Origin of the sequence: Mycobacterium sp. SMC-8 (assembly GCF_025263565.1) — a bacterium.
Classification (GTDB): domain Bacteria; phylum Actinomycetota; class Actinomycetes; order Mycobacteriales; family Mycobacteriaceae; genus Mycobacterium.
In genome coordinates this window covers 509,071-522,453 of sequence record NZ_CP079865.1, presented here as the reverse complement: position 1 = coordinate 522,453, position 13,383 = coordinate 509,071, and the positions used below count along the sequence as shown (strand labels likewise).

The following is a 13,383-nucleotide window of genomic DNA, read 5'->3' as shown; positions in this document are numbered from 1 at the left end:
GGGTCTGAAGGGACTAAAAGGACATGGCAGAGAACACCATTCAGTGGGACAAGGATGCCGACGGCATCGTCACCCTGACGCTGGACGACCCGACGGGCTCGGCCAACGTCATGAACGAGCACTACAAGGAGTCCATGCATAACGCCGTGGAACGCCTTGTGGCCGAGAAGGATTCGATCACCGGCGTGGTGATCGCCAGCGCGAAGAAGACGTTCTTCGCCGGCGGTGACCTCAAGGGCATGATGAACGTCGGCCCGGACAACGCGGCCGAGTCGTTCGCCGAGGTCGAGTTCATCAAAGCCGACCTGCGCAAGTTGGAGACCCTGGGCAAGCCCGTCGTCGCGGCCATCAACGGCGCAGCGCTCGGCGGCGGCCTGGAGATCGCGCTGGCGTGTCACCACCGCATCGCCGCCGACGTCAAGGGCGTGGTGATCGGCCTGCCCGAGGTGACGCTGGGTCTGCTGCCCGGTGGAGGCGGCGTGGCACGTACCGTGCGCATGTTCGGCATCCAGAAGGCCTTCATGGAGGTCCTCTCGCAGGGCACCCGGTTCAAGCCGGGCAAGGCCAAGGAGGTCGGCCTGGTCGACGAATTGGTCGGCAGCGTCGACGAGTTGATCCCCGCCGCGAAGGCGTGGATCAAGGCGAATCCTGACGCGCACACCCAGCCGTGGGACCAGAAGGGCTACAAGATGCCCGGCGGCACCCCGTCGAGCCCCGGACTGGCCTCCATCCTGCCGTCCTTCCCGGCGCTGCTGCGCAAGCAGCTCAAGGGTGCGCCGATGCCGGCTCCGCGGGCCATCCTGGACGCGGCCGTCGAGGGTGCGCAGGTCGACTTCGACACCGCCACCCGCATCGAGAGCCGCTACTTCGTCGGCCTGGTCACCGGCCAGACTGCCAAGAACATGATCCAGGCGTTCTTCCTGGATCTACAGGCCATCAACGGCGGCGCCTCGCGGCCGGACGGTATCGAGCCGGTCAAGATCAACAAGATCGGTGTGCTGGGCGCGGGCATGATGGGCGCGGGTATCGCCTATGTGTCGGCCAAGGCCGGTTATGACGTGGTGCTCAAGGACGTCACGATCGAAGCAGCCGAAAAGGGCAAGGCCTACTCGGAGAAGATCGAGGCCAAGGCGCTCGAGCGCGGTCGCACCTCCAAGGAGAAGTCCGACGCGCTGCTGGCCCGGATCACCCCGACCGCCGATGCCGCCGATCTCAAGGGTGTCGACTTCGTGATCGAGGCTGTCTTCGAGAACCAGGACCTCAAGCACAAGGTGTTCCAGGAGATCGAGGACATCGTCGAGCCGAACGCGCTGCTGGGCTCCAACACCTCCACACTGCCGATCACCGGTCTGGCGACCGGTGTGAAGCGCCAGGAGGACTTCATCGGCATCCACTTCTTCTCCCCGGTCGACAAGATGCCGCTGGTGGAGATCATCAAGGGTGAGAAGACCTCCGACGAGGCGCTGGCCCGGGTATTCGACTACACGCTGGCGATCGGGAAGACCCCGATCGTGGTCAACGACAGCCGTGGCTTCTTCACCTCGCGCGTCATCGGCACCTTCGTCAACGAGGCGCTGGCGATGCTGGGCGAGGGTGTGCCCGCGGCCAGCATCGAGCAGGCCGGTTCGCAGGCCGGCTACCCGGCGGCGCCGCTGCAGCTCTCCGACGAGCTGAACCTCGAACTGATGCAGAAGATCGCTACCGAGACCCGCAAGGCCACCGAAGCTGCCGGCGGCACCCACGAGCCGCATCCGGCCGAGGCCGTCGTGAACAAGATGATCGAGATCGGTCGTCCCTCGCGGCTCAAGGGCGCAGGCTTCTACGAGTACGTCGACGGCAAGCGCGTCGGTCTGTGGTCGGGACTCGCCGAGACCTTCGGCTCCGGCAAGGCCGATATTCCGTTGCAGGACATGATCGATCGCATGCTGTTCGCCGAGGCTCTGGAGACCCAGAAATGCCTTGACGAGGGCGTGCTCACCTCGACCGCCGATGCGAACATCGGCTCCATCATGGGGATCGGCTTCCCGCCGTACACCGGTGGCAGCGCGCAATTCATCGTCGGCTACCAGGGTGAGCTCGGTGTGGGTAAAGAGGCGTTCGTCGCCCGTGCCAAGCAGTTGGCCGAGCGTTACGGCGAGCGGTTCAACCCGCCGGCGTCGCTTACGTCGTAATCGCTGACGCGAAGCCCCTGCGACCCCAAGGCCCGGTCGCGGGGGCTTCTGCGTGTCAGCGTCATCGGTTGGTCTGCCGGGTTATCGAGTACCGCGCCGGCTTCGGGTTGCTCGGACTGCAGAGGATCGTGCCGGTTCGACGCCGTGTGCGAGGCCGTTGGCGGAATGTACACCGGCGAGGAAGGGCAACACCGTCCGGAACGCCGGGATGTTCGCAAACTTGAGCCGGATCCTGCGCACTCGGGACAACCGTCGGAAATACATGTCAGCCATGTTGGTCCAGTCGGGGGCACGCAGACAGTGGCCCTAGTGCCGATATTCATTAAGATAGTGCCATGCACACCGTGGCGATTCTCGCCTATGACGGGATGTCCGGATTCGAGTCGGGCATGGCAGCGGAGATCTTTGGCATGACCGAGCTGTCGGAGCGCTTCTCGGCCGGCTTGGTCAGGCCGTGGTACTCGGTGAAACTGTGCTCAGAGCCCAAGGAGATCCGGCTTCTCGGTGGAGCAGTCATTCGCACGTCGTACGGCCTCGATGACCTGGCCGCGGCGGACACCATCGTGATCCCCAGTGTCCGAGACGTGAGCGAGCCGATTTCGCAACCGCTCATTGAAGCCATCAGGACGGCCGACGCGCGCGACGCGCGACTGGTGTCGATCTGCTCCGGCGCTTTCGCCCTGGCCGCGGCCGGGGCGCTCGACGGACGCCGTGCCACCACGCACTGGATCTACACGGATCTGCTGGGGCAGCGCTATCCCGGTATCGATATCGACCCCACTCCGTTGTACGTCGACAACGGGCGGGTCCTCACAAGCGCAGGATGCGCGGCGGGCCTGGATCTGTGTCTGCACATCGTGCGGTCCGACCACGGCGGTCGGGTGGCCAACGATGTGGCGCGCCGACTGGTGATCGCACCGCACCGGGCGGGTGGGCAGGCGCAGTACATCGAGACCCCGGTTCCGGAGCCTGCGGACGACGGTCGAATCGCGGCCGGAATAGCCTGGGCTCTGGCCAATCTCGACAGGCCCATCACTCTCGACGAGATGGCGGAGCGTTCGGCGATGTCGCGGCGGAGCTATCTTCGCCAGTTCGCCAAGGCGACCGGGACCACCCCGATCAGGTGGTTGATCACCCAGCGTGTCCAAGCCAGCCTCGCGCTGCTCGAAGCGAGCTCGCTGTCCGTCGAGCAGATCGCGGCTCGGGTCGGGTTCGAGTCGCCCGCGACCTTCCGGCATCACTTCGTCCGGCAGATGCGCACCACGCCGAGCGACTACCGCTGCGCTTTCACCGGACCAACTGTCAGGGACTCGGGGCCGACCACACACCGCAAATACTGACGCGATCGTCATGGCGGTCGGGTTCATTCGCCGCATGACGCCGTGGCCGCGGTCGGTGAGACCGCCGGCCGCCCGTTCGAATGGCAGATTCGGCTCCCCGTGAGGGGGTCGTGCCACGCGGACTCCGCTAAGCCGTTTACCATTCGTTGCCAGCGCTGCGTGATCGCGGCGAATCTGCAGAGGTGAGGGTCGGACGGTGCAGGTTACGGGCAGTAAGCCGACTACTAACCTCTTCCGTCTTCTCATTCAGGCTTTGCCAGATGTGACATCTCACGTGCACTTTACGTCAGGAATAGCGTGCATTCCGGTGCCCTAATTATTGTGCGCGCAAAAAAAATCGCGATTACGCAACCGCGGTCACAGCCGATGACTTAGGCTCGCGCTGCTGGATGCGGATCTAGCAGAAGGTGCGCATTCAGCAAACTACAGCGTAAAAAAATACGGCGTAGTACGGCGGTGCGTGACGAGGGGCGACGTCACGTCGCCGAAGCATGGTCGATCGCAGCTCAAGCGTCCTGAGGTGCTGATCGACTCGACGGGACTGACGCCGTGGCAAACGGAGGATAGTCATGTCTTCGACCCGCGCCCGGCACCGCGTCCCGCGTACAGACCGCACCTCCCCAGGGCCCGAGTTCTGGGCCGCTCGGGACCTCGTCGACAGCTCCGGCGGCCAAGCCCGGCACGCGCGAGCCGATGCGTCGGGGTTCGCACTCCCGATCGGACGAGTCGGAGCGCTCGCCGTCTCACTCGGGATCGGGCTGGCTGTCGCCAACTCGGCGGGCGTCGCGTATGCGGACAGCGATTCGGATACTCCGGTTGCCTCGGGTTCGAACGATGCCGAGTCAACGTCGACAGAACCGCGAGCAGACACGAGCACTGGTGACGAATCTGAATCTGAATCCGACTCCGACACGGGGGAAGTCGAGGCCGATCCCGACGATGAGGCGGAGGACGGTGATGAGGGCGCGTCAGGTGACACGGACCCAGACGTGCCGCCGTCCGACGAGGATGATCCGGTAGAGGCCGACCTCGGCGCAGACGATGGATCTGAGCAGCCCCCGCTGAGCGAGACACCCACTGAAGAATCCTCCCCGCCGGCGGATCCCGACGACGCGCCGGTCGGCTGGTCACCTGCCGGGGATTCCGGCGAGGCACCGCCCGTCGAAGAGTCCGTAGCCGAGCAAGACGAGTCGTCCCTCGGTCCCGTCGACGAGGCAATGCCGGTGTCCGACAGCCTGATCGCCTCCGACGAAGCGACCACTGGCGCGCCGACGTCGCAGGCAAGCGTGACGCCCGACGCGTCGGAACCACCAGCCGAGGAGGCAGCGGAATCGGTCGACGTGTTCACCGCGCTGATCACCGGAATCGCCTCACCGTTGGTCGATCCCGCCACGCCCGCTCGGGCTCCCTGGTTCGATGCGTTGTTGGCCTGGGTCCGGCGCCAGATCAGCCACACGTTCTTCAACGAGTCTCCGGAGTGGGGACCAGTCACAAGCCAACAGGCCGTGACGGGGCAGGTCATCATCGATCTGGCTGCTCGCGATCCCAACGGTGATCCGTTGACCTACACCATCATTGCGCCCGAACACGGAACGGTGTTCAGGGATCCGCTCACCGGCAAGTTCGTGTACACCCCCAACAGCGTGGTGACCGGCAGTCCGCTGGTGGACAGCTTCAAGGTCGTCATCAGCGACTCATCCGAACATCTCAGGGGGCTCGCTGGCGTCGTCCAGGGAGTCCTGCATTTCCTGGCCCGCGCGATCGGCATCGCCGAACGCGACGACGTGACGTTGTTGATTCCCGTCGTAGCCAATCCGATCGTCGAGGCACCGCCGGTGGTTGTCGTGTCCCCGGCAGCCGGCGGCACCACAGGTACTGCGATCACGGTGAGCCCGATCGTGGTGATCACCGACCTGGACTCCGAGAAGCTTGCGTCGGCAACGGTGAAGATCAACGACCCTGCGAGCGGTGATGTGCTGGGTTGGGGCACGCTTCCGACCGGAGTCACGGCAACGACCGGAAACGGTTCGGTGACCTTCACCGGCGCCGCGTCGGTCGCGGCGTACCAGCAGCTCCTGCAATCGGTGACGCTGACCTCGACCGCGATCGGCGTCAAGACGATCTCCTTCTCGGTGATCGATGACCAGGGCAATGTCAATGCGGTACCGGCGGGCACCGTCGTGACGGTGCTCGGGTTGCCCGTGGAGATGCCACCCCTCGTGGTTGTCTCTCCGGTGGCCGCCGGCACCGTGGGTTCACCGGTCACGCTCAGCCCGATCGTGGTGATCACCGACCTCGATTCGGACGAGCTGGACTCGGCCACCGTCACTGTCAACAACCCTGGTGCCGGAGATGTTCTGGGGTACGGAGCGATGCCGGAGGGAGTGCACGCCGTTTACAGCGACGGAGTGTTGACCTTCACCGGTCGTGCCTCGATCGACGACTACCGCCAGCTGCTGGCGTCGGTGACGTTGACGTCCTCGGGTGCCGGGCTGAAGTCGGTGAGCTTTGCGGTTGTCGACTCCGAGGGCAACGCGAGTGTGGTCCCAGCCGCTACTGCTGTCACAGTGGTGGGGTTGCCGGTACAGACACCACCCCTGGTGGTCGTCTCGCCGGTGGCGGGCGGTATCACCGGGTCGCCGATCACGGTGAGTCCGATTGTCGTTGTCACCGACCTGGACTCTGACGAGTTGGATGCGGCCACGGTTGTGCTCACGGATCCGGTCGCCGGCGATGTGCTGGGGTACGGGTCGTTGCCGACCGGTGTCGAGGCGAGTTACGCCGACGGGGTGTTGACGTTCACGGGGCGTGCCTCGGTTGACGATTACCGTCAGTTGCTGGCGTCGGTGACCCTGACATCCACAGGCGCGGGACTGAAGGCGGTGAGCTTTGCGGTCACCGACGCCGACGGCAACACCAGCGCGGTGCCGGCGGGCACGGTGGTGACCGTGTTGGGCATTCCGGGTATCTCGATAACTCCGGTTTTAGTAGTGTCGCCCGTGGCGGCAGGGTCTGTCGGATCACCGATCACGGTGAGCCCGATCGTGGTGATCACCGATCTGGACTCCGATGAGTTGGACTCTGCCACTGTAGTTCTGGGAAATCCGGTGGAAGGAGACACCCTCGGCTACGGCGAACTTCCGGACGGTGTGGAAGCAAGCTACGCCGACGGCGTCTTGACATTCACCGGGACTGCGTCGGTAGCGGTGTATCAGCAGCTTCTGCAGTCGGTCACGCTCACCTCGAGCACACCCGGCCTGAAGGCAGTGAGCTTCGGTGTGGTCGATGGGTCGGGCAATGGCAGCGCCGTGGCGGCTGCCACCGTGGTTACCGTCTTGGGCGCGCCCGGCGTGTCGATCGCCCCGGTGATCGTGACCACTCCCGTGGCTGCCGGCAGCACGGGATCTGCCGTCGTGGTGAGTCCGATCGTGGTGATCACCGATCTGGACTCGGACCAATTGAGTTCGGCCACAGTCACAGTGAAGGATCCATCGCCCGACGATGTGTTGGGCTGGGGGCGGTGAGCCCGATCGTGGTGATCACCGACCTGGACTCTGAGGAGATCGGCTCGGCGACAGTCACGATCAACGATCCAGCCGCCCCCCATACACTGACGCTCTCGGGTGTGGCCACGATTGAGCAGTACGAGGCGGCGATCAAGGCCGTTACCTTCACTGCCACTGAGGGTGGGTTGTCGCGTTCGATCACGGTGTCGGTGACCGATGACACCGACAAAGAGAGCCTGGTTCCCGGTGCTGCGGTGGTGACGGTGATCGGGTTGCCGCCGGCCATCACGGTGGGTGGTTTGCCGATCTTCCGGTTGGGTGGTTCCCCGGTGAAGGTCGTGTCCTCGGTGAGCATCCTGGACGGTGATTCGCAGAATCTCTCGAAGGCCACGTTGACCATTGGTGGTCTGTCGTATCGCTCCGGGGATGTGCTGAGCTTCAGCGGTATTGAGGGCAACCCGATCACCGCCTCGTGGGACGAGACCACCAGAACACTGACGCTCTCGGGTGTGGCGACGATTGAGCAGTACGAGGCGGCGATCAAGGCCGTTACCTTCACTGCGACCGAGGGTGGACTGTCTCGGACGGTGTCGGTGTCGGTGACTGATGACACCGATAAGGAGAGCTTGGTCCCGGGTGCTGCGGTGGTGACGGTGATCGGGTTGCCGCCGGCCATCACGGTGGGTGGTTTGCCGATCTTCCGGTTGGGTGGTGCCCCGGTGAAGGTCGTGTCGTCGGTGAGCATCCTCGACGGTGATTCGCAGAACCTGTCCAAGGCGACGTTGACCATTGGTGGTCTGTCGTATCGCTCCGGGGATGTGCTGAGCTTCAGTGGTATTGAGGGCAATCCGATCACCGCCTCCTGGGACGAGACCACCAGAACACTGACGCTCTCGGGTGTGGCGTCGATTGAGCAGTACGAGGCGGCGATCAAGGCCGTTACCTTCACTGCGACCGAGGGTGGACTGTCTCGGACGGTGTCGGTGTCGGTGACTGATGACACGGACAAGGAGAGTTTGGTTCCGGGTGCTGCGGTGGTGACGGTGATCGGGTTGCCGCCGGCCATCACGGTGGGTGGGTTGCCGATTTTCCGGTTGGGTGGTGCCCCGGTGAAGGTCGTGTCGTCGGTGAGCATCCTGGACGGTGATTCGCAGAACCTGTCCAAGGCGACGCTGACCATTGGCGGGTTGGGTTACAAGTCCGGGGATGTGCTGAATTTCAGCGGTATTGAGGGCAATCCGATTGTCGGGTCGTGGGATGCGGCGATGCGCACGTTGACGCTCTCGGGTGTGGCGTCGATTGAGCAGTATGAGGCGGCGATCAAGGCCGTCACGTTCACTGCGACTGAGGGTGGTGTGTCGCGTTCGATCACGGTGTCGGTGGTCGATGACACCGATAAGGAGAGTTTGGTTCCCGGTGCTGCGGTGGTAGCCGTCATCGGGTTGCCACCTTTGGTCACCACACTGGGCACACCGATCTTCAAGCTGGGTGGTTCCCCGGTGAAGGTCATGTCCTCGGTGAGCATTCTCGATGGGGACTCGGACAGTCTGTCCAAGGCCACCTTGACTGTTGGTTTGGGTTACAAATCGGGTGATGTGCTGAGTTTCAGCGGTATTGACGGGAATCCGATTGTCGGGTCGTGGGATGCGGCGATGCGCACGTTGACGCTCTCGGGTGTGGCGTCGATCGAGCAGTACGAGGCGGCGATCAAGGCCGTTACCTTCACTGCGACCGAGGGTGGACTGTCTCGAACCGTCACGGTGTCGGTGACCGATGACACGGACAAAGAGAGCCTGGTTCCCGGTGCTGCGGTGGTGACGGTGATCGGGTTGCCGCCGGCCATCACGGTGGGTGGGTTGCCGATCTTCCGGCTGGGCGGTGCCCCGGTGAAGGTCGTCTCCTCGGTCAGCATCGTGGACGGGGATTCGGAGAACCTGTCCAAGGCCACGCTGACTGTTGGATTGGGTTACAAGTCCGGGGATGTGCTGAGTTTCTCCGGTGTTGACGGGAATCCGATTGTCGGGTCGTGGGATGCGGCCACGCGCACGTTGACACTCTCGGGTGTGGCGACGATTGAGCAGTACGAGGCGGCGATCAAGGCCGTTACCTTCACTGCCACTGAGGGTGGGTTGTCGCGTTCGATCACGGTGTCGGTGGTCGATGACACCGACAAGGAGAGCTTGGTCCCGGGTGCTGCGGTGGTGACGGTGATCGGGTTGCCGCCGGCGGTGACGGTGGGTGGGTTGCCGATTTTCCGGTTGGGTGGTTCCCCCGTCAAGGTCGTGTCGTCGGTGAGCATTCTCGATGGGGATTCGGAGAACCTGTCGAAGGCGACGCTGACCATTGGTGGTCTGTCGTATCGCTCCGGGGATGTGCTGAGCTTCAGCGGTATTGAGGGAAATCCGATCACCGCCTCGTGGGATGCGGCAACGAGGACTCTCACCTTGTCCGGTGTGGCGTCGATTGAGCAGTACGAGGCGGCGATCAAGGCCGTCACTTTTAGTGCAACTGAGGGTGGACTGTCTCGGACGGTGTCGGTGTCGGTGGTCGATGACACCGATAAGGAGAGTTTGGTTCCGGGTGCTGCGGTGGTGACGGTGATCGGTCTGCCGCCGGTGGTGACGGTGGGTGGTTTGCCGATCTTCCGGTTGGGTGGTGCCCCGGTGAAGGTCGTGTCGTCGGTGAGCATCCTCGATGGCGATTCGGAGAACCTGTCGAAGGCGACGCTGACGGTTGGTTTGGGTTACAAGTCCGGGGATGTGCTGAGCTTCAGTGGTATTGACGGCAATCCGATCACCGCGAGCTGGGATGCGGCCACCCGCACGTTGACGCTCTCGGGTGTTGCCACGATTGAGCAGTATGAGGCGGCGATCAAGGCCGTGACGTTCGCCGCGACTGAGGGTGGACTGTCTCGAACCGTCACGGTGTCGGTGACCGATGACACCGATAAGGAGAGTTTGGTTCCCGGTGCTGCGGTGGTGACGGTGATCGGGTTGCCGCCGGCCATCACCGTGGGTGGGTTGCCGATCTTCCGGTTGGGTGGCGCCCCGGTGAAGGTCGTGTCCTCGGTGAGCATCCTGGACGGTGATTCGGAGAATCTCTCAAAGGCGACGCTGACTGTTGGTTTGGGTTACAAGTCCGGGGATGTGCTGAATTTCAGCGGTGTTGAGGGAAATCCGATCACCGCCTCCTGGGACGAGACCACCAGAACACTCACCTTGTCCGGTGTGGCCACGATCGAGCAGTACGAAGCTGCGATCAAGGCCGTCACGTTCACCGCGACCGAGGGTGGACTGTCGCGTTCGATCACGGTGTCGGTGGTCGATGACACCGACAAGGAGAGCCTGGTTCCCGGTGCTGCGATGGTGACCGTGATCGGATTGCCACCTTTGGTCACCACACTGGGCACACCGATCTTCAAGCTGGGTGGCGCCCCGGTGAAGGTCGTCTCCGCGGTCAGCATTACCGACGGGGACTCGGACAGTTTGTCCAAGGCGACGCTGACCATCGGCGGGTTGGGTTACAAGTCCGGTGATGTGCTGAGCTTCAGCGGTATTGAGGGCAATCCGATCACCGCCTCCTGGGACGAGACCACCAGAACACTGACGCTCTCGGGTGTGGCCACGATCGAGCAGTACGAGGCCGCGATCAAGGCCGTGACGTTCGCCGCGACTGAGGGTGGGTTGTCGCGTTCGATCACGGTGTCGGTGACCGATGACACTGACAAGGAGAGTCTGGTTCCGGGAACGGCCACAGTGGCGGTGATCGGTCTACCTCCGACCGTGACGACATTGGGCGCCTCCATATTCCGGCTGGGTGGTGCGCCGGTGAAGGTGGTATCTGTGGTCGACATCGGTGATCTCGACTCGGACAACCTGTCGAGCGCCACGATCGTTATCACCTCCGCCTACCGAAGCGGCGATGTCCTCAATTTCGTCGCCCCCAACGGTAGCGCGATCGTTGGTACCTGGGACGTGGGGACTCGCACACTCACGCTATCCGGGGTGGCGAGCAAGGCCCAGTACGAGGACGCGATCAAAGCTGTCACGTTCTCCACGACCGAGGGCGGGATCGCCCGTGGGATCTCCATCCACGTCACCGACGACGTGCAGGTGCGCAGTGTGGTTCCGGGTTCGGCCACAGTGACGGTGATCGGATTACCGCCGACCGTGACAGCGTTCGGCACACCGTTCTTCCGGTTGGGCGGGTCGCCGGTGAAGGTGGTGTCCACAGTGGACATCAGTGATCTCGACTCGGACAACCTCTCCGGCGCCACGATCCTCATAGCGTCCGCCTACCAGGCTGGCGATGTCCTCAATTACGCTGCCCCAAGCGGTAGTTTGATCATCGGCACCTGGGATGCCGGAACCCGGACGTTGACGCTGTCCGGGGTGGCAAGCAAGGCCCAGTACGAGGAAGCCATCAAGGCCGTCACATTCACGACGAATCAGGGCGGCCTGTCACGAGGCATCCAGATCCACGTCATCGACGAAACCAGCGTCAAGTCCTTGGTGCCGGCATCTGCAGTGGTCAATGTGGTGGGATTGCCTCCGTCGGTGACGACCATCGGAGCCCCGACGTACACCATCGGTACAGCGCCGGTGAAATTGTTGTCGTCTGTCAGCATCGCCGATGCGGATTCCGACTACATGTCGAAGGCAGAGGTCAAGATCGTCTCGCTGGGTCAGTCCGGTGACCGTCTGGATTACGTTGTGGCCGCCGGAAACCCGATCACGGCAACATGGAACGCTGCCAGTCGGACACTCACGCTGTCAGGAGTCGCGACCAAGGCCCAGTATGAGCAGGCCTTGGAGGCCGTCACGTTCTCCGCGACGGGGGGAGCGGGACTGGTCCGCGGTATCTCGGTGACGGTCACGGACGACACCGACGTCGACAGTGTGCTACCCGGTGGCGCGACAGCCAACGTTCGGTACTCGCTACCGCCGTCGGTGGTGACGGTCGGTTCGCCGACGCACACCATCGGAACAGAACCGGTCAAGTTGCTGTCGTCGGTCACAATCACCGATGCCGATTCGGAGGTGTTCTCCTCGGCACGCGTGACTATCGAAACCCTTGCACAGAGCGGAGATACGCTCGGCTATCTCCGGCCGGCCGGAAGTCCTATCACCGCGTCGTGGGACGGCTCCAGCAAGACTCTGACGTTGACCGGGCCGGGGACCAAGGCTCAATACGAAGAAGCGCTCCGATCGGTCACTTTCTCCGGCACAGGCGGTGTCCTGTTGGTCAGAGGCATCTCTGTATCAGTGACGGACGACACAGGGGTGAGTAGTTCTGGCGTGCTCAACGGCATTGCGACTGCATCAGTTCGGGAGAACTCCGCCCCGGGACTGTGGATAACCGGTGGTAGGTCCTACGACCGCAACGACCCGCCGATGAACCCAGTCGTAACGCTCGACATCAGCGATGACCTCGGCATCCTGACGGGGGCCACCCTGAAGGTCACTGCGTTTGTCCAGCCGAATGACACCCTCGGTTACGTGCAGCCCGCCGGCAATCCGGTGACCGCGTTCTGGGATTCAGGTTCCAAGACCCTGACCTTGTCAGGGACTGCAACGGTGGAGCAGTACGAGCAGGCGCTGTGGGCAGTGACGTTCTGGGCGAATCAGGGCGGGTGGACCACCCGCACCATCGCTGTCACTGTGACGGACAACGGAGGCAAGAGTGCGTCGGGGGCAATGACGGTTTCGGTGTGGTGACCGTCGCCAGCTCGAGGCACGTGGCGAGGGCGATCAGGTCATCGGCGGCCTTGATGGCGTAGCCGAATCCCTGTTCGGCAATCAACCGCTGACAGCGTGTGTTCGACTTGTCGCGCGAAACCTCGATAGAAGACCGCGGGGATGCTGTGGGTCGGTGCGTCGCGTGTTTTGCTGCTGGCAATCGTCCGGCGCCGTTACCGCCGTGTCTGTCCCGGCAAGGTGCAGACCGGGAGGCAAGGCTGAGTCCGCTCGATGCGCCAAGAGCGTTCGACCGCCTGAGAGCAACTCTGTTCGCCAACTTCCGTTGGGTCGGGATTTCCGATTCCTGAGCGTCGAGCGGAAGTAGATGCTGCCATTCAGCAAACGGCTTAACCGCGGCTGCCCGGGGCCTGGCCAATGCGGGTTGCCTCCGAACGTGCAGGTCACGAATGCATTCCTGGCGCAGACTGCCATAATCGCTTCAGCGATGGCTCGAAGTATCGCTAGCAAACACACAGCTAATATTGATCGCGCGGCTTATTGACTATGCAAACAGTCGGCGCCTGCTGGGCTAAAAAGTGCCATAAGCAGTGTTGCAGGCCACATTTCTTGGTGCTAGCGTCAGGTCCGTCACGGGGTGAATAAGCGGTCGATTTCGTTAACAGCTAAT

The 13,383-nt window shown here is 63.3% G+C and carries 4 protein-coding genes; all 4 read left to right on the top strand.

Features of this window, described 5'->3' with window-relative positions; translation table 11 throughout:
- Positions 1–23 precede the first annotated feature (23 nt).
- Entirely contained in the window at positions 24–2,171 is a 2,148-nt protein-coding gene (locus tag KXD97_RS02600) for a 3-hydroxyacyl-CoA dehydrogenase NAD-binding domain-containing protein (protein WP_260755325.1), read from the top strand.
- 335 nt (positions 2,172–2,506) lie between these two features.
- Positions 2,507–3,511, top strand: coding sequence for a helix-turn-helix domain-containing protein (locus tag KXD97_RS02595; RefSeq protein WP_260755324.1), 1,005 nt, complete (start codon positions 2,507–2,509; stop codon positions 3,509–3,511).
- Positions 3,512–4,080: 569 nt separating this feature from the next.
- Complete coding sequence (locus tag KXD97_RS02590; protein ID WP_260755323.1) at positions 4,081–7,035, top strand: hypothetical protein; 2,955 nt, start codon at positions 4,081–4,083, stop codon at positions 7,033–7,035.
- Entirely contained in the window at positions 7,032–12,734 is a 5,703-nt protein-coding gene (locus tag KXD97_RS02585) for a hypothetical protein (RefSeq protein ID WP_260755322.1), read from the top strand. The genes KXD97_RS02590 and KXD97_RS02585 overlap by 4 nt, the downstream gene beginning before the upstream one ends.
- Positions 12,735–13,383 lie beyond the last annotated feature (649 nt).